This window comes from Roseimicrobium sp. ORNL1 (assembly GCF_011044495.1).
Classification (GTDB): domain Bacteria; phylum Verrucomicrobiota; class Verrucomicrobiia; order Verrucomicrobiales; family Verrucomicrobiaceae; genus Roseimicrobium.
Genome location: NZ_CP049143.1, coordinates 1,097,068 through 1,115,360, shown reverse-complemented (window position 1 = coordinate 1,115,360; position 18,293 = coordinate 1,097,068). Strand labels below are relative to the sequence as shown.

The 18,293-nt window shown below is 60.4% G+C and carries 15 protein-coding genes; 6 read left to right on the top strand and 9 right to left on the bottom strand.

All coding sequences use genetic code 11. The features are described 5' to 3' along the window. Nucleotides 1-109 precede the first annotated feature (109 nt). Together G5S37_RS04510 and guaB are read left to right on the top strand one after the other, a co-directional pair. Nucleotides 110-1,246, top strand: a complete 1,137-nt coding sequence (locus G5S37_RS04510; RefSeq protein ID WP_165201272.1) for a tetratricopeptide repeat protein — start codon at nucleotides 110-112, stop codon at nucleotides 1,244-1,246. 175 nt (nucleotides 1,247-1,421) lie between these two features. Continuing rightward, entirely contained in the window at nucleotides 1,422-2,879 is a 1,458-nt protein-coding gene (gene guaB / locus G5S37_RS04505) for an IMP dehydrogenase (protein ID WP_206026304.1), read from the top strand. 445 nt (nucleotides 2,880-3,324) lie between these two features. Here guaB and G5S37_RS04500 read toward each other — a convergent pair whose 3' ends face one another. Further along, nucleotides 3,325-6,093, bottom strand: coding sequence for a phosphoenolpyruvate carboxylase (locus G5S37_RS04500; protein ID WP_165201271.1), 2,769 nt, complete (start codon nucleotides 6,091-6,093; stop codon nucleotides 3,325-3,327). A gap of 184 nt (nucleotides 6,094-6,277) precedes the next feature. Between G5S37_RS04500 and G5S37_RS04495 the strand changes: the two genes are divergently transcribed. The 4 genes from G5S37_RS04495 to G5S37_RS04480 all read left to right on the top strand — a co-directional run bounded on the left by G5S37_RS04495 (nucleotide 6,278) and on the right by G5S37_RS04480 (nucleotide 9,426). Continuing rightward, on the top strand, nucleotides 6,278-6,784 hold the full coding sequence (locus tag G5S37_RS04495; RefSeq protein WP_206026303.1) for a hypothetical protein: 507 nt from the start codon (nucleotides 6,278-6,280) through the stop codon (nucleotides 6,782-6,784). After that, a complete protein-coding gene (locus G5S37_RS04490) occupies nucleotides 6,765-7,265 on the top strand; it encodes a hypothetical protein (protein ID WP_165201267.1) in 501 nt (166 codons plus the stop codon). The genes G5S37_RS04495 and G5S37_RS04490 overlap by 20 nt, the downstream gene beginning before the upstream one ends. 116 nt (nucleotides 7,266-7,381) lie before the next feature. Further along, a complete protein-coding gene (locus tag G5S37_RS04485; RefSeq protein WP_206026302.1) occupies nucleotides 7,382-7,846 on the top strand; it encodes a hypothetical protein in 465 nt (154 codons plus the stop codon). A 53-nt stretch (nucleotides 7,847-7,899) separates the two neighbouring features. Next, nucleotides 7,900-9,426, top strand: a complete 1,527-nt coding sequence (locus tag G5S37_RS04480) for a hypothetical protein (RefSeq protein WP_165201263.1) — start codon at nucleotides 7,900-7,902, stop codon at nucleotides 9,424-9,426. A gap of 18 nt (nucleotides 9,427-9,444) precedes the next feature. On the opposite strand, the gene G5S37_RS04475 is transcribed toward G5S37_RS04480, so the two are convergent. The 8 genes from G5S37_RS04475 to G5S37_RS04440 all read right to left on the bottom strand — a co-directional run bounded on the left by G5S37_RS04475 (nucleotide 9,445) and on the right by G5S37_RS04440 (nucleotide 18,136). After that, the gene (locus tag G5S37_RS04475) at nucleotides 9,445-11,361 is read right to left on the bottom strand and encodes an AI-2E family transporter (RefSeq protein ID WP_165201261.1); all 1,917 of its coding nucleotides are present in this window, start codon (nucleotides 11,359-11,361) and stop codon (nucleotides 9,445-9,447) included. Continuing rightward, nucleotides 11,361-11,729, bottom strand: coding sequence for a hypothetical protein (locus G5S37_RS04470; protein WP_165201259.1), 369 nt, complete (start codon nucleotides 11,727-11,729; stop codon nucleotides 11,361-11,363). The genes G5S37_RS04475 and G5S37_RS04470 overlap by 1 nt, the downstream gene beginning before the upstream one ends. A 29-nt stretch (nucleotides 11,730-11,758) precedes the next feature. Then, nucleotides 11,759-12,196: a phage holin family protein gene (locus tag G5S37_RS04465; RefSeq protein ID WP_165201257.1), complete on the bottom strand. Its 438-nt coding sequence runs from the start codon at nucleotides 12,194-12,196 to the stop codon at nucleotides 11,759-11,761. Between the two features lie 82 nt (nucleotides 12,197-12,278). Beyond that, complete coding sequence (locus G5S37_RS04460; protein WP_165201255.1) at nucleotides 12,279-12,605, bottom strand: DUF883 family protein; 327 nt, start codon at nucleotides 12,603-12,605, stop codon at nucleotides 12,279-12,281. A gap of 71 nt (nucleotides 12,606-12,676) precedes the next feature. After that, nucleotides 12,677-12,871, bottom strand: a complete 195-nt coding sequence (locus G5S37_RS04455; RefSeq protein ID WP_165201253.1) for a hypothetical protein — start codon at nucleotides 12,869-12,871, stop codon at nucleotides 12,677-12,679. 586 nt (nucleotides 12,872-13,457) lie between these two features. Next, nucleotides 13,458-14,822, bottom strand: coding sequence for a sigma-54 dependent transcriptional regulator (locus tag G5S37_RS04450; RefSeq protein WP_165201251.1), 1,365 nt, complete (start codon nucleotides 14,820-14,822; stop codon nucleotides 13,458-13,460). Between the two features lie 21 nt (nucleotides 14,823-14,843). Then, nucleotides 14,844-16,007, bottom strand: coding sequence for a hybrid sensor histidine kinase/response regulator (locus G5S37_RS04445; RefSeq protein ID WP_165201249.1), 1,164 nt, complete (start codon nucleotides 16,005-16,007; stop codon nucleotides 14,844-14,846). Further along, the gene (locus G5S37_RS04440; protein ID WP_165201247.1) at nucleotides 16,004-18,136 is read right to left on the bottom strand and encodes an ATP-binding protein; all 2,133 of its coding nucleotides are present in this window, start codon (nucleotides 18,134-18,136) and stop codon (nucleotides 16,004-16,006) included. The genes G5S37_RS04445 and G5S37_RS04440 overlap by 4 nt, the downstream gene beginning before the upstream one ends. Nucleotides 18,137-18,293: the final 157 nt, after the last annotated feature.

Here is an 18,293-nt window from a genome sequence, read left to right as displayed (position 1 = left end):
CGCGCTGCCGTTCTGAGCCTCGATTCAGGCCTTCAGCAATCGCTGGGCACGAAAAATGCAAGCGAGGTCTGGTGTTGTGAAGCGTATGGTTGTGGTTATGATCTCAAGCATGAAACAACGCTGCCTTTGGTTTGCCGCCTTGCTGGTGCTGGTTGCCCTGCCAGTGCATGCCCAGTTTGGAGCGGATACGCAAGATGGAGAGAAGTTCGATGCTTCCGCGCTTCAGCAGCTCGCGGAACGAGGCAATGCGGACGCTCAATTCGAGCTCGGAGTCCGGTACCTGGGTGGGGAGGGATTCACCAAGGATGAGAAGAAGGCTGCCGAGTGGCTGCAGAAGGCCGCCGACCAGCACAATCTGGCCGCAATGAATGCCCTTGGCACTTTGCACGAAGAGGGTGTGGGTCTTCCCAAAGACGAGAAGAAGGCATTCGAGTGGTATGAAAAGGCCGCCAAGTACGGCTTTCCACTCGCCCAGCAGAATCTTGCTGAGTGCTACGAGTCAGGCAAAGGGGTCGAAAAGAATCCCGCCGAGGCCATGAAGTGGCTGGAGCGTGCCGCCCACCAGGAGTTCGCTCCCTCCCAGGCGCTCTACGCTTGGAAACTTGAAAGGGGTAGTGGCGTCGAAAAGAACACCCCGGAGGCAGCCAAGTGGTACCTGAAAGCCGCGCAGAATGGACTCATCCGCGCCATGACGCACCTGGCGTACATGTACTACACCGGTACCGGAGTGCCGCTGGACTACCGTCGCGCTGAGGCTTGGTACCGCCGCGCTGCCCGCTCCGAAGATCCCTGGGCCCGCAATGACCTCGCGTGGTTCCTCTCCGTATGCCCGGATGAGACCTTCCACGATGGCCCTGGCGCCGTGGAGTATGCCCGCAGCGCCGTCGATAAGATGCAGAAGCAGGACTACCAGGTGGTGGATACCCTCGCCGCCGCCCTGGCCCGCGACGGAAAATTTGGTGAAGCCGTCCAGCTCCAGACCAAGGCGTTGGTGATGTTTGGTGAGGACAAGAACAAGGAGTACACCGACGAAGACCGCTCCAAGCTGGAGAAGGAACTCGGCGAGCGCCTCACCAAGTACAAGGAGCAGCGCGCCTGGACGGAAAAGCACCCGAAACCCGAGCCGAACGCCAAGCCCCTCGTGGAGGATCGCATCCTGCAGGAGGAAATCGTCCCCCGCCGCAAGCCGAAGACTTCGCCGAAGCGTGACGAGGAAGATGGTAGCGGACGGAAGCCGGTGGTGTAGTCCGCGAACGACGAAAGCTCAACGATTTGGAATGGCGCCTCCGAGGGATGGCGCCATTTTTTTGATCTGCTATCGCCGATGCCATGGCAGCAGCCATCAAGGTTCCCGGCGGCAACTCCTCGCACACCGTCCAAAAAACCACCTGACAAACGGCAAATACTCGCTTAGGTGGAACATGGGCGCGATTCCTTTGTCTTTGTCGTTCGACGACGTTCTTCTCCTCCCGGGGAAAAGTGCAGTACTGCCGGGTGAGGTTCTTTTGGGTACTAATCTGACCCCCACCCTGCCGCTGAATATCCCCGTGCTGTCGTCCGCCATGGACACGGTCACGGAAAGCGAGCTGGCCATTGCTCTGGCACGTGAGGGCGGCATGGGCGTCATCCACCGCGCCTGCCCCATCGACTATCAGGCAGAGCAGGTCGCGCGCGTGAAGCGCTCGGAGAATACGGTGATTCACAACCCCCTGCGCGTGAAGCCCGAGACCACGCTCGGCGAAGTGTCCCGGCTGATGCGCGAGAAGGGCGTGAGCGGTTTCCCGGTCGTGGATGACAAGGGTTCCCTCGTCGGCATGGTCACCAGCCGAGACATGTGGTACCTCGAAGACGAGAACACCCCGGTCCGCGAAATCATGACTCCCCGCGAGAAGCTCGCGATCGGCAAGCCGGACACCACCTGGGAAGAGGCGCTGAAGATTCTGTGGATCAACCGCATTGAAAAGCTCCCGCTCGTGGACGGCGCCGGCCATCTCGCCGGGCTGATCACCAAGCAGGACATCGAAAAGCGCCAGATGTACACCAACGCCGCCAAGGACGACCAGGGCCGCCTCCGCGTGGGTGCCGCCGTGGGCGTGGGCGAGGACTGCGTGGACCGCGCCCTCGTCATGCAAGCCGCCGGTGCGGACGCGGTGTTCATCGATGCGGCCACGGGTCACACGGCCCGCGTGATCAAGGTCATTGAGCAGCTCCGCGCAGCACTGGGCGATCGCACCCCGATTGTCGCAGGCAACGTGGTCACCAAGGACGGTGCTCGCGACCTCTGCGATGCCGGCGCGTCCGCCATCAAGGTGGGTGTAGGCCCCGGCTCCATTTGCACCACGCGCGTCATCTCGGGCGTGGGCATGCCGCAGTTCACCGCCGTGCAGGAAACCGCAGAGATCTGTCGCGCTCGTGGTGTCGCCGTCATTTCCGATGGTGGCGTACGCTACTCGGGCGATGTGGTGAAGGCCATGGCCGCAGGCGCGGATTGCGTAATGATCGGCTCCCTCCTCGCCGGTACCGCAGAAAGCCCCGGCGCCACCGTGCGTCTCCAGGGCCGCACCTTCAAAGAATACCGCGGCATGGGCTCCCTCAAGGCCATGCGCAAGGGCGCTGGCGACCGCTACGGTCAGAACTCCAGCGGCAAGCTGGTGCCGGAAGGCGTCGAAGCCCGTGTGCCCTTCAAGGGTCCGCTGGCCGATGTGGTCTACCAGCTCATGGGCGGTCTCCGCAGCGGCATGGGCTACGTGGGCGCGAACACCCTCGAAGAGCTCCGCCAAAAGGCGAACTTCGTCCAGATCACCGCCGGTGGCCTGAAGGAAAGCCACCCGCACGACATCGTGATCACCGAGGAACCGGTGAATTACGAGGTGGGTTGATTTGAATAGGAAAGACTTTGAGAGCGCTGGTCTCGCATGCGGGATCAGCGCTTTTTTGTGCTCGCATCGCGAGCCCCTTGCGAGGGTGTATCAGAACCGCGTTGCCTCGGCTCATCTCGTGCCACGCCTCACCGTATCGCCTGCGCTTTGCGTCTTGGACTGCGGTGGCAAAGGCCTCCCTTGAGGCCGCGACACCGCTTTGACCGGAGTGTATGATGGCAGGAGCCACATTGATTTATCAGTGTCCAACATCGTCAACTCAGGGGTTCCTGTTGGGTCAAGAGGACACAAGGTGCCAAATCGCTTCGTTCAAAGCGGTGTCGCGCCTTAGCGCTTGCCACCGCACTCCAAGACGCAAAGCGATCGAGCAACCACTCTAAAAGAAGCTCGATGCGAATTCGGCCGCAGCGTGGTCGTTCGTTGGATCATTGCATCCTTGATCGCTCTAACCCGTCGTGCGCAAGCCACTCGCGATCGCATTCACGCTCAGCAGTACCTCGGGCAGCAAGTCATTCGCCGCGTCTTCATCACCGTTCTTGAGCAGGCCGCGCCATTCACGCAGCAGATCGATCTGCTGCTGGTGCAGCGTGCGCAAGGCAGCCGCACGGAGTTCCAGCGTTCTCCACATGCGGGGACGCATCTCATGCATGGGACCTCCACGAAGGCGATCGAGCATCACGCGCGTGAGATTCCACTCCTGCTCGATCTGGCCAAAGATTTTGTCCCGTACTTCGGTGTCCTCCACGAGATCCGCGTACGCGGCCATGAGGCTGTGATCGGTGCTCGCGAGGGAGGACTCCACATTCGTGATCACGTAGTGCAGGAAGGGCCAGCTGCGCAGTTCGCTGGAGAGTTTGGCAAACTCCTCATCCGTGAGCGAAGCGAGAGCCGTGCCAGTGCCGTACCAGCCAGGCACGTAGAAGCGACACTGATTCCAGGAGAACACCCAAGGGATGGCGCGGAGGTCATCCAGACTCGCCTTGCCCGTCCGGCGTGAAGGGCGCGAACCGATGCGGCTGTGCTCCAGCGCATCGATGGGCGTGGCCTGGCGGTAGAAGGTCATGAAGCCCTCATTCTCCAGCAGAGCGCGGTAGGCGATGCGCGAAGCGGAGGCCAGCTTGCCTGCCAGCGGCGCCAGAGGATGCTCCGGAGCGGGACCGCGCCCATGCAGGCACGCGGTGGCGGAGACGCCGGCAAGCAGCAATTCGAGATTGAAAGCGGCCGTGTCTTGATTGCCAAATTTTTGCGCGATGGTCTCGCCCTGCTCCGTGGTGCGGATATCACCACACAGGGAACCATGCGGGAGCGCATCCAGGAAGCGGTGGGTAGGACCCGCGCCACGGCTCACGGTGCCACCACGACCGTGGAAGAAGCGCACCTTCACCCCGGCGTCCTGCCCGGCGGCGCTGAGTTGGGATTGCGCCAGGTGCAGCGCCCACTGGCTCGCCAGGATGCCCGCATCCTTATTGCTGTCACTATATCCTATCATGACCTGTTGCACCAAGCGCCCGGGCTTCCCTGCCCGCTTCGCATGGTACTCCAGGCTGCGGCGCGTGAGCGGCTCCTCTACAAACTTCCGCAGCATCTCGGGGCCGCCCTCGAGGTCATCCGCCGTTTCAAAGAGCGGCACCACCGGCAGCAGGCACACCAATCCTTCCGGAGTGCGCTTCATGAGACCCGCCTCGCGAGCCAGCACATAGACCAGCAGCAGGTCGGAGAGACGACGCGTCATGCTCACGATGAGAGCGCCGAGTCCTTCGTGACCATTTACATCCAGATGCTTTGCCAGCACCCGATAGCAAGCCAGCACCGCGTCCGCCTCAGGACCAGCGGAGGCATTGGCATGCAGGAAGGGACGAGGCGACTTCAACTCCTTCTCAAGGAAACGCAGTCGCTCGCCTTCGGCCCAGTCTTCCCAGTCCGTGCCGTCCAGCCCGGCAGCATTCATGAGCTGGGACAGGGCCTTCGAGTGGAAGGCGGAATTCTGCCGCACATCCAGGCAGGCAAGATGGAACCCAAAGACCTGTACCGCGCGCTGGAGTGGCTCCACATCCGTGACCGCCAGGCGCTCCGCTCCGGCTTCCACCAGTGCGGCGCTCAGTTCGGCAAGGTCCGCGGCGAGTTCTTCCGCCCTCGCATAGTAGGTCTCCCCGTGCCGCAAGTGCGCAAGCGTGCCGGGAGATACATTCACCGGCAACCGTGCGAGCATGAGTTTCACCACTTGAGACCAGGGCTCCTCAGAGCTGGAGGCCATCAGGGGCTCCACCTGCACTTTGGTGGCAATCAATCGCTCCCGCAGGGCCTCCAGGCGGGCTGGCGGGGCCTGCATCCAGGTCGTCAGCGTGAGCTTGGTGGCGAGGTCAGCCAGGTGGCGATGATGCACCACCATGGCATTGGTGCGGAGGCGCTCGAGGGTTTCCTCGGTCACTTCAGCGGTCACCCCCGGGTGGCCATCCCGGTCGCCACCCACCCACGTGCCAAAACGCACCACAGGCAGGGAATCCGGCTCCTTCAACAGGGCAGGGTCCAGCCCCACCTCACTCCAGGCAAACCGGAGACGCTCATCCAGGACGCGCAGTACCGAGGGGAAAACCTCGCGGAAGTAGTAGAGCACATTGCGCCGTTCGTCGGTGAGGGTGGGCTTTTCGAGGAGGATCTCTCCGGTGCGCCACAGGCGCTCGATGGCAGCCTTCACCTCGGCGCGCTGACGCTTCGCCCCGATGCTGCCGCCTTCACGGTGGTGTCGGGCATTCAACAGGCCGAAGAGGCTGCGGTGATGGTCCAGCACGGAGAGCCGCTTCGCCTCGGTGGGGTGGGCCGTCAGCACGGGTTCCACGCAGACTTCACGGAAAGTCGCCACAATCTCCTCCGCCGAAGCCCCCTTCTTCTGAAGGCGACGGAGCTGGCTGCCCCACAGACCCCGCTCAGCGGCGATGCCCTCGTGCTCTTCACGGATGGCTCGCACGCTAGCAGCGGCGCTCTCCTCCACCATGTTCAGCAACTGGAAGGCCAGGGAATAGGCCAGCCCCAGCCGCGGCGGCAGCGAGGTGGTGGAGGGTTCGTTGCCCGTCCAGGGAAGGTGTTCTGCAAGCTCGGGCATCCCCAGCCCGGTCAGCACCTCTCCAAAGGCCCCCATCAAAAACTTCAGGTCACGGTCAATCTGCTCGAAACCGATGTCGAGATAGTCGGGGGCTGGCGATGTCTTGTCTTCCATGAGGGAGGGCGTACGGGGGAGCGGTGCGGGATTGGGAGAAATGGACGGTGGGGAGGGAACTACAAGCAAAGCCTGTGCCTGCCAGCGCGCGACTTGCAAGCGACGGATGCGGCAGGTGCGTCCAACTGAGCCCTTTTTCTATGGAGTGTCATCGAGGGTGTTGATACGGTGAAGATTCCTCACCATGCACCGGATCGCCCTCTTTCTCCTCTTGCTGACTTCGCCGCTTCTTTCGGCCGAACCATGGCCTGGCGTCGCCTATACGGAGATTCGAGCCTACGCCTGGCCAAAAGAAAAATCTCCCAGAGCCGTCATCCTTGAGGGCATGAAGCTGGGCCCCGGAGTCATCAACGAGGAAGGAGCAGTCCTCACACCGGAGCAGAGCAAGAAACTCATCGCCGCTGTCACCGGAAAACATCCCAAATATCCCGTCGCCGCGTGCCACATTCCCCGAAACGCTTTCGTATTCTACGATGCTGCGAAGAAACCAGTCGCCTATGTAGAGATTTGCTTCAAGTGCTTCAACCACCGCATCTCTCCGGAGGACTCTTCCGGTTATATCGATCTCGTGGCACTCGCGTCCATCTTCGAGGCACACAAGCTCCCCATGGGAGAACATAAAACCGCGGCTCACTTCAAAGAGTCCTTCGACGCAATCAACCGCATGTTGCATGAACCCGAGGCTCGTTAGAAATTTTCTCCTCGTCGGCGGAAGCATCCTGCTCGGGATCGGCATCCTGCTCGGTCTTCTCTTTTTAGCAGGCCCCATCGTATACCAGGGCATCAATGACGGTGAGTGGGGCCGCATTTCTCACACGGGGCGCTTCTCCGCTCATGAAGAACTTCAGTGGACTGACTGGCAGGAAAACGATGGGTCGATCACCCCCTTTTCTGGATTTCAACCTGAGGTTGAGAAACCCAAATTTGCCCAGTTCCGGAGAGGCGACGTTCATGGGTTCCTTTTCAACTTTACCGTGTACGAAGGCCGGGGAGTCAACTCTGAGAGTAACGCTACCTTTCCGGCCCTCGGTCCCCATTGGGGCGCCAGCTACAACAGCATCTGGGCCATCCCTGCGATAGCTCTTGGCATCGCAGGAATTTTTGCGTCGCGCTACGTGCGACCGGCACACTCCCCGCCGCATCTGCCCAACCCGACCGCAGAAACAACCTAGTACGTGCGTCGGTCAAGGTCGCAGAGGATTCGGCAGTCACCGGACCGCGGCTCTTTTTGCCTTGGATGCGTCTCGCCGGATTGGTACTCTGAGGCATGGCGAGGCGACAAAATCCCATGCTGCGGGTCGCGCTCATCGTCGCAGGCTGGCTCTTCATTTTGATAGGCTGCGTGCTTCTCGCTTTCACAGGCCTGCGGCAGGTTTCCAACTTTGCCGAGCGCAACTACATCCGGGACCATCACACCTATTCCACGCCCGGCGCCTTCCAGTGGTCCGACTGGCAGCCCAACGATGGCAGCGTGACTCATTTCGAGTTTGGCACGGAGGGCCATGAGCAACGGGAAAAACTCGCCATCACTGAGTTTCGCCGTGGTCGGACGCATGGAGTGCTCTTCGATTTCGTGGCCTATGAAGGCAGGAGCATCGAAGGAGCTGCCAGCATCACGTTTCCTGCATATGGACCCGACTGGGGAGCGCACTACAATCGCATCTGGGCCGTCTCGGCCTTTGCCCTCGGCATCATCCTCATCTTCGTCTCGAAGTTGTTCAAGAGCCCCGGAAATGGAGATGTCGTGACCTGAGGTTGGGGATTCACTGAACTTTTCCATGCAGTTCCTTCACGTGAGGGGCGTCCATGATTTCTAATCCTCGTTCCATGCCGTCGCGTTTACGTTCCGCCGCACTTCTGCTCCTATGCTGGGCTTGCAGCAGTTTTTTCCCTGCGGGAAATCTGAGCGCTCAAACCCAGGCATCCAAGTACTTCGGCATTCACGTGGTGGATGAAGCCACCGGACGTGGCGTTCCGCTCATCGAGCTGCGCACGGTGAATGACCTGCGCTATGTGACGGACAACGCCGGGTGGGTCGCCTTCTACGAACCGGGACTCATGGATCGCGAAGTGTGGTTCTATGTCAGCGGACCGGGTTATGAATGGAAGAAGGATGGCTTTGGTTACATCGGCATCCGACCCACGCCGAAGTCAGGAGAGACCTTCACGGTAAGACTCCAGCGCAACAATGTCGCGGAGCGCGTGGGTCGCCTCACGGGTCAGGGACAATTCAATGCGAGTGAGTTGCTCGGCCTTCCCCTGCCGCTGCCGAACATCAATCCCTCCGGCGTGATGGGCCAGGACTCGGTGCAGGCGGTGCCGTACCAGGACAAGATCTTCTGGCTCTGGGGAGACACGAACATGCCCAACTATCCTCTGGGAAACTACAACACCACGTGTGCCACCACTCCACGCGAGATCGATCCGGAAAAGGGCATCGCCTTTGAGTACTACATGGATGAAAAGGACCCGAAGCGGTTGCGCAAGATGATGCCCCTGGAAGGACCGGGTGCGGTGTGGCTCTTTGGCCTGCTCACGGTAAAGGATGAAAGTGGCAAGGAAGTTCTGCTGGCGCACTACGGGAGGCATGAGGGGCTCAAGCCGCACGCGGAGCATGGCATTGCGCGCTTCGATGATGAAACGCAGACCTTCAAGAGCGCGGTGAAGCTCGAGATGTCCAACGAGTGGCGCTACATGCAGGGACATGCGGTGCTGTCCGAGGATGGCTACTACTACTTCTGCGCTCCCCTGCCCCACACCCGCGTACGCGCCACGCTGGCAGACCTGCTGGATCCCACCAAGTATGAAGCGCTCTGGTTCGACTCGGAAAAAGGCGAATGGAAATGGCAAAAGGAACACACCCCAACCAACCAGGAAGCGGAACAGATCCTCCTGAAGCAGGAGAAGATGAAGATGGAGCAGGCGCGCTTTGACATTCGCGACGCCGCCTCAAATGCTCCCGTGCTCTTTCACAACGCCAGCGTGCAGTGGAACCCGTGGCGCAAGCGCTGGATTCTTCTGGGAGTGCAGAATGGTTTCAAGACCAAGGTGCCGGCACCATCACCCCTCGGTGAGATGTGGTATGCCGAGAGCAATGCGCCCGATGGACCGTGGAAGAAGGCGGTGAAAGTAGCCACGCATCCGCGCTATTCCTACTACAATCCCATCCACCACAGCTTCCTGAACAAGGAGGGTGGCAAGATCATCTACTTCGAAGGGACGTACACGCTGGAGTTCAGCGGCAATCCGATTGCGCCGGCACGCTACGATTACAATCAGCTCATGTACCGGCTCGACCTGGGCGACGAACGTCTGGCGCCAGCCCGGGAGTAACTTGGGAGTGGTGGTTGCTCACGCGTGAACGATCGCGCGAGACTGCTTCCGCGCAGGAGTATCGTCTTCGCTTTCGCCTTTTCGCGGTCTTTGCTCTTCCGTCCTCATTTCGGCAGCGACTTCTGGCGCCACTTCCTTGGCGCGATCCAGGACATGCGGAGCGAGGTCACTCCGCGTCTCGGAAGGCGTCCACGTGATCTTGGCCTGCCCCGTCTTCTCCATCGTCTGTGTTATCTCAGACTCGACCTTGGAGCCGGACCAGAAGCCGACGGTGATGTGCACGTCCGGAAAGGTGTGACGCAGTTTTTTGCAGAGGTTGCGAGCACGTGTGAGATCTTCCTGGATGAGCAGCAGAAGGCAAACCGCCTCGGGTGGTTCCTCTTCCCGGGCCAGTTTCGCAATCACTTCGGAAGTAAGCGACTCCTCTGACATCACCTCCCAACGACAGGGAAGGTCCCGGCAGTGATGTTGCAACACAGGCACCAACGCTTCCGAGAGAGTGCACAGCGGCCACACCACCACGGGACCCGCCGCGACCTCCACATTGCGCGTGTTGTTTTCATCAACCTCGTCGTCCTCATCGTCGAGTTCGTCGTCCGCCCGATCCAGCACATACGGGATGGCCGTGACGAACTCCCGCACCTCTTCGTCACTCAAGGCTCCTCGCATCTCTTCCACTCGTGCGTGGGCCAGGGCCGGGGCAATGACTTCGTCCCCAGTCTTGGCGAAGCCGTGGGCCTTCACATACTTCTTCGCCAAATCCGCAGCCTCTGTCTTGTCATGCGCCAGCAGTCGCTGATAAAAGCGCAGGTGCAGCGGCAGCGCCGGTTTGTCTCCGAAGAGTTGCGGGAAGAATGACAAGGCAGGCACGTGCTCGCCCAGCACCACGAGGCACACGGTGAGCGGTACAGCCAGCACCAGCCCCGCCGTGCCCCACAGAAATGTCCATGCCACCGCCGACACGATCACACCGATCTCGGAGAGTCCCACGCGCCATCCGTACAGCCACGGTTCCAGCACATTGTTGCTCACGAGTTCCAAGACGAGAAACAGAGCCCCAACGCTAAGCACCTGGGTCCATCCCTCGGACGTCACCAGGCTCACCATGATGGGCAATACTGCAGCCACCATGGGGCCAAGATAAGGGACATAGCGAAAGATGGCGGCGCACAATCCCCACAGTCCCGCATAGGGCACACCCAGCGCCCACAATCCCAACCCTACGGCAAGGCCGAAGCTCCCATTGACAAACAGCTGCGCTGCGAGGTAACGCGCGATCCGCTTGCCGGCATCATCAATCGCGCGCGTCGTGCGGGTGATGTTCTGGTTCATCACGCTCACAAGCCGCGCGCGAAGGTCTTCCCAGCGCAGTAGCATCAGCGCCACCAGCAGGAAAATCAGGCCGCCGGTGACCAGAGGTTCCATGAGTGGCACCGCGGCATTGGCGATGTTGAAATCAAACCACTTTTCCTTGGTTTCGACGACGACGGGGAGTGGCTCAGCAGGTGAAAAGGTCGGAGCGGCGGATGCCTCACGGGCCTTCACCTCACTCTCAATGGAGTGGAAGACCTTCTGCAGCTTCTCCAGGGCGCCTCCGCGCATGGAGCCCTGCACCTGGCCGATCTTCTCGCTGATGTTCTTCTGATACAGGGGCAGTTCATTCGTAAAGCTGGCCACCTGCACGGTGATGAACCAGATGGCTGCAACAATCAGCCCTGTAGAGAAGAGCATGACCGCACCCACGGAAATCAGGCGTGGTACCCGAATGCGCTGCAGCCGCACAGCGAGGGGGTGCAACATGAACGCAATCAGCGTCGCGAGCGCCAGCGGCATGAGCACCTCTCTTCCCCAATACAAAAGACCGCACGTGAGGGCCGCAATCACAAATCTGGCTGCAAGCACCAACGTGCGGTCTTGTGAAGAGAAGGGATTCATCAGGGATAGGCGTCGTGCTGGATCGGCACAGTTTGGGATGGTGTCAGCGGCGGCTCGGACGCAGCTTCAGCAGGCATGGACATCGGCGTCAGGCCGGGAATGCTCAGTCCCTTTTGCGACATCCAGTTTGAAACCTGATGAGCGAGAATCGGCATGGCCGCCGCGGCGCCCGCGCGAACCAGCGGAGTGAGCATGCGCCCCATGACTCCTCTCTTTCTTCCGCCGAGAAGCATCGGGATCAGCTTGGCTGCTACCAGTCCCACTCCGGCGCTGATGACTACCCACTTCAGCGGATGTTCTTTGAACTCCGTGCGGACGCGCTTGGAGACATTGAGCTGATCCTCGATCCGCTGGATGCCGGAATGCATCTGCCAGCGGCTGGATTCCAGCTGGGTCCTCAGTCGCTGGATGTCGTTTGTTGCATGTGCAGCCATCGTTTGTCCTCTTTGAATTCGGTCTTCGTATCGTGAAACAATTCACGTCCGCGCAGGGCCCAGACGATGAAACCGGCACAACCTGACAACAGCAGGAGATGCACTCCCGCCATGATGAAGGCCGCAGGCATCACCGCTCCGTCCCACCACTGGTGGGCAATCCACAGCGTGACGCCGACCATGGCGCACACGTACATCACAAAGGCGCACGCGAGGCCGAACAGCGCCGCGATTGCCACCTGGATGCCCAGCCGCATGGCCTGCTCAGACTCCACCTTGAACAACTGCCACCTCGTCTCCAGATAGGTCATTAGTGAGGACAACAACGTGCGGACCGAGTCCGAAAGGCTGTGTCCCCGATCAAGACGGGATGACCACGAGGGAGACGAGGTGGCATGCATGTTCGCAGGGAGGTGGGAGGTTTCATCGCGTCCATGCGGGCGCGAACGAACACTGTTGCGGCTAATATCGTGTCACTCGCGACTAGCGACGCGAGGACGAGGACACGCGGAAGATGGAAGACAGCAGCAGGCCGGCACCCATGGCAATGCCGACAGCAGCCAGAGGATTCGCGGAAATCCACGTGGTGGTCTGGTCGTAACCGCGGGAGGCATATTTCTCTGCGACCGCGAGTTGCTCGTTCATGCGTTCACGCGATTGCTGGAAGGCCTTGCGGGCCTGCTCACTCGCGCGCTGGGCGGCATCCATGGTGGGCTCAACCAAACGGCTCTGCGCCATCTTGAGGGTGTCGTCAGCGAGGGAGCGCGCATCGCGCTTGAGGGTTTCAGCGGAAGGTCCGGAAGTGCTCATGGTAGGGAGGGGTATGGATGTTTGTTTTCTTGGGGGTTCAGTCGGTATTACTCGAAAAGGGAATCGCGCGCTCAGGCGGCGCGAGGTTCATCACCTTCGTCTTCTTCCATGACCAGATGCTCCAGAAGGCGGAGGTCCACATTATCTTCATGCGCCGAGCTGAGAGCAGCGAAGGCGGCGGCAAGATGACTGCTGTGCCGGCTGCGGCTGCGATGCCGTGGCACTTCAGAGCAATCTTGAGCGGGGAAAAAGAGTAGGGTAGCCATGCCCTCCTAAGTGCATGGCGCGTGCCATCGAAAAGTGATTAAGGAATAATGCTCAACATCAACCACTTATCGCGACGACACACTTCAGCCACCGAACCTTTTCTCATGCAATGTGCATGTGGCAGGGAGAAATGCCTATGCAGGTTGCACAGCAATCATGCGTGAGATTGCCTCCCTCGGACGTTCATGCGTCCACGATTTCATCGCGTAAATTTTTACCATCGCGCTCTCCTGATTGGAACTGCTAATGCCCATCAATAGTTAAAAAAGGTCGTTGCGCTGGGAGCGAAGGTCTGAGCAAAGGAGCGTGGACACTCTTGTCCGCCGTTCTATGATGCAGCAACCCCCATCCTGCGGAAGCGACTGGTGAGCACTGGTGGAATGCGACCTTGCCTGCCAGATGAAAGATGTTGGTATGTCAGGGATGGCGGACAGGAGTGTCCGCGCTCCTTTGAATTGCCCAACGCTTGCCCCTCACAGGTCTCGAACCAAGGTCTATTTACAGCTCTCGATATAACCAAGCAAAAAGGCGGGTTGGACAACCCGCCCTCTATTCTCTTCGCTGGTCTGGCGCTCCGACTTCGTGCTAGTCGAGCCCAAGCTTCTTGCGCTTGCGATAGAGCGTGGCCTGGTCGATGCCAAGTACGCGGGCGACATCCGCAAGGTTCGGCAGAGTCTTGAGGAGGGCCTTGATGTGCGCGCTCTCCAAGTCCTCCAACGAAACCGCAGTGCCCACCATCGGCACATTTCCGGCAGCGGCCGCATCACCACCGGCACCCACGACGGCATTCCCGCCGGGAGACGGAAGCTCCGCTGCTGCGATCTCTTTTCCGTGAGCGAGAATCACGGCGCGCTCCACGGCATTGCGCAGCTCACGCAGGTTGCCCGGCCATCCGTGTGCCAGGATTTGATGCCGTGCTGCAGAGGCAAAACTCCGCACGGGACGGCCAAACTGCGAAGCGAAGAACTCGCGAAACTTCTCTGCAAAGAGCAGAAGATCATCGGGCCTGCGGCGCAAGGGCGGCATTTCCACGGTGATCACGTTCAGCCGGTAATAGAGGTCCTCACGGAAGGTTCCTGCCTCCACGGCCTTCTTCAGATCCCGATTCGTCGCGGCGATGATGCGCACATCCGCCGAGCGTGTGGTGTTCTCGCCCACGCGTTCATATTCGCGGTCCTGAAGCAGGCGCAGCAGCTTGGGCTGCAGTTCGAGCGGGAGTTCTCCGATTTCATCCAGGAACAAGGTGCCGCTCTCCGCAGCTTTCACCTTGCCCCAATGGTCGCGCACGGCACCGGTGAAGGCGCCCTTGGTGTGGCCGAAGAGTTCGCTCTCCAGGAGTTCCTTGGAGAGGCTGGGACAATTCACCGTGACGAAAGCCTTGTCCGCCCGTGCGCTACGCTGATGCACCGCACGCGCCGCCACACTCTTGCCAGTGCCGCTTTCTCCAAGGATCAAGATCGATGCCGGCGTACTCGCGGCGCGAAACAGCACCTCCAACACCTCCTTCACCGCGGGGCTTGCCGAATCAAACACGGGCTCTGGCGACTGGCTGGCCACCTGGGTCTGCAGTTCGACCACACGCTCCGCGAGCTTGCGATGCTTCTGCACACGGGAGAGCACGATGCTGAGCTGCGCTTCCGAGAAGGGCTTCTCCAAAAAGTCGAGCGCACCGCGCCGCATGGCTTCCACTGCGGTCTTGATGGTGGCGGCTGCGGTGAATACCACCACGGGCAGTTGTGGATGCAGACGCTGAATTTCTGCGAGCAGGTCCAGGCCGTTCTCACGGCCCAAGTTCACGTCCAGCAGCGCCAGGTGAAAGGGTGATTCCTTCAGCGCCTGCAATGCAGTCGAGCTGTCCGTCGCCGTTTCCGCATAGTGGCCCGCGTCCTCTACGAGCTGGGTGGTGGCGTCACGGATGATCTTTTCGTCGTCGATGATGAGAATGTCCATTCGGAGTGAGCGAAAGCGAAACTAGGAACTTGAGCGCTCCGTGGGGGCGTCGGCCGCTGATTGGGTGGTGGCGGGCTCTTCGGCAGGTTCTGTCGTAGTGGCAATAGGAAGAGATACAATGAATTCTGCACCCGAACTGGCATTCTCGGCAAGGACGATGCTGCCTCCCATGGCGTCGAGCAGTCGTTTCACGATGGAAAGCCCCAGTCCCGTAGAGGGTTCGTCACCCGTGGGCCGGGCGCTCAGGCGTCCATAGCGGCGGAACATCTTCCCGCGATCCTGCTCGGTGAAACCGGGGCCGTTATCCTTCACAATGCACTTCGCCATCCCGGCGATGGGTGGTTCCACGGTCACCTCCACTTTGCCACCAGGCGGCGTGAACTTCAGGGCGTTGGAAACAAGATTCTCCAGCACCTGCGTCATGGCCTCACGGTCCCCTTCCACTTGCACGGCAGAACCGGGTATTTGAGAGACAAGGGTGATTCTCTTGGCCTGGGCCGCCGCCTGGTGATTCGCCGTGAGCAGGGTGACGAAGTCTCCGAGGTTCAGCGTCTGCTTTTTCATCTGCAGTCGCTCCGCGTGCTGGTTGGCGAGGAATTCCTTCACGAAGGACAGCATGCGTTCCGTGGAGTTCGCAATATTGTCCACCAGCGCCATGCATCGTGGAGGCAGATCGGCGGACCGGCCCTGCAGCAATGCCGAGCTCAGTTTCATGCCTGCCAGCGTGTTCTTCAGGTCATGCGCGAGGATGCCGAGGATTTCGTCCTTGTCCTCGGCGAGGATGCGCAGCTGATCCCTCGCCTGTTTCAGGGAAAGCTGGGTCCGTACGCGGGAAACCAGCTCTGCCATGTTGAAGGGCTTCGTCACGTAATCCACGCCACCCGCTTCCAAGGCCTGCACGATGAGATTTTTGTCATCTGCCGCAGAGAGGAAGATCACCGGGATATCCGCCCACTTGGGTTCGGCCTTGATCTGCCGGCAGGTCGAAAGGCCATCGACATCCGGCATCAGCACATCCAGCAGGATGAGATCCGGCAGGCGCGAGGCCAGGCGCTTGTAGGCCTGCTCCGCACTACTGGCCAGGATGATGTCATAGTTCATCATCGAAAGCACCGTCCCCACAAGGCGGAGGTTCTCTTCCTGGTCATCTACAATCAATATGGTCTGCGCGGGGAGCTGGGTCATGTGGCGGCGAGTCGTTCCTCAATCTTTGCAATCACTCGGGGAAAAGATTCCATCAACTTATCCAGTCCTCCTGATGAAAAGCTCTGGCATTGAGAGATGAGATCGGAAGCATAAAGTTCGAGAGGTGGGCATGCATATTTCAAGGCCAGGTCCCGCAGCCGCCCGGCGAATGCGCTGACCTCGGAAATCACCATTCCATCGCGCACCGCAGGCCATGTGCTCGCCTCCATATCGTGCAATTTTTCGATCAGCTGCTTCCAGGCCGGGGTTGGCTGCACTTCACGCATCTCCGTCTCGCTTTCGGACTCCCTCTTCCGGCGGGGGAGAAACTGCGCAAGCTCCCGGAACAACTGGGCACGGGAAAAGGGCTTGCGTACAAATCCGTCAAAGGACTGTCGCAGGCTGGCCTCTTCCCCCACCAGACTGGATGCGGTGACCGCGATGACAGGCAGCGGGTCCAGGTCCTTGCTCTCGCGGAGCGCCCGCAGGGCCTCGCGTCCGTCCATCACCGGCATGCGGATGTCCATGAGCACGATATGCGGCCGGCGCTCCCGCAGTGCCTGGAGCGCCTCGCGTCCATCCGAGGCCTCGCGCAGTTGGTGATGGGTGTTCTCGAAGAAACCGCGCACCAGTTCACGATTCACCGGGTTGTCATCCACCACGAGGATCTCCGCGGGTATGAGATCGTTGAAGTCTACCGCCGGCTCCTCCGGCACCGCAGCCTGTGGCAATCGCGCAGAAACCTCCACTCTAGGAAGATCCAGGCGGAAGATGCTGCCTTTCCCCATCTCACTCTGCACAGAAATGGTGCCTCGCATCAAATCCGCCAGGCGCCTCACGATGGCGAGGCCCAGCCCGGTGCCGTGGTTCTCGGCATCCCGCTTCACCTTCGCCTGGACGAAGGGCTTGAAGATCTCCGTCAATCTCTCCGGCGGGATTCCCACCCCGGTGTCGATCACCTCGACCACAAGTCGGTACATGGGCCGCACGTCCTCCTCGCGGTGCCCGCTGAAGCGCACCGTCACGCTGCCCTGCTCGGTAAATTTGAAGGCATTGCCCGCCAGATTGATGAGAACCTGGCGCAGCCGTGTGCTGTCCAGTAGCAGCGAGTGCGGCACATCTTCGCTCACCTCCACACGCATCTCCACGCCCTTGGCATGCGCCTGGGTATTGAAGAGCTGCTGCACAAAGGCCGCCAGCTCCCGCACGTCTGTGGCCGAAGGGTTGATTTCCATCATGCCCGCTTCGATTTTGGACAGGTCCAGGATGTCATTGATGATCTGCAGCAGTGAGTGCCCGCTGCGCACAATGGATTGCGCATAGCGCCGCTCCTTGTCCGTCCCTGCCTCACCTGCCAGCAGCTCCCCAAATCCCAGGATGGCATTCATGGGGGTGCGGATCTCATGGCTCATCGTCGCGAGGAAGATGCTCTTCTCGCGATCCGCCTGCTCCGCACGGCGCTTCTCCATGGCGAGACGTTCCTCCCGCCGCGCCTGCTGCTCGGATTCCCGCAACAGGCGCCATGCCAGCAGTCCGGCGAGGAAGCTCGCCAGTGAAGTGCCAGCGACGCTGTAGAATCCCCACCTGAGATCTCCCTCCATGACGCGATTGTACAGGTCCATCCTGGCATCCAGCTCGGCGACGCGCTCGCCGGCCTTGAGCCGGATATCATTCATGATCTCCATTCCCTTGCCCTGTTTTACCAAGGTTGCCGCAGCTTCGGCACCCTCCCGTCGCCTGACGGTAATCGCCTCCCTCAATTCATCCATGCGACGATCCGTCAGCCGCTGAAAGGCCAGCAGTTCGGTCTCGCCGTACTCATCATCCTGCGTGTTCTCGAGCTCCGTCAGTTTCTGGTACTGCGCCGGCAATGCAGCGGCCGCGGATTGGAAGGGCTGCAGGTACGTCTCATCTCCCGTGATGAGATAGCCGCGCTGCCCCGTCTCGGCGTCCTTCAGCATGGAGACCAGCTTCTCCCACTCAATTGCCACCGTGCGCACCTCCATGCGCCTTCCCACACTGTCATTCAACCTCAGCCATACAATCACGGACAACACAAACGCACTGAGGATCATTGCCCCTGCAAAGAGCACGAGGATCGACTTGGGAGTTTGCTGCCGGAGTCGCATCAGCGGGGATTGTTATGATGAGGGAGGACTCACGAGGGAATCAAGCATGAGATAATCTCCGGTCGTTTCGTGCTTGGACGGACCAACATTGCAGAATGCTCAGCCGAGACTGCGCATCGCATGCATTTTGCGACGGATCTGGATAATTTTCTCCAAC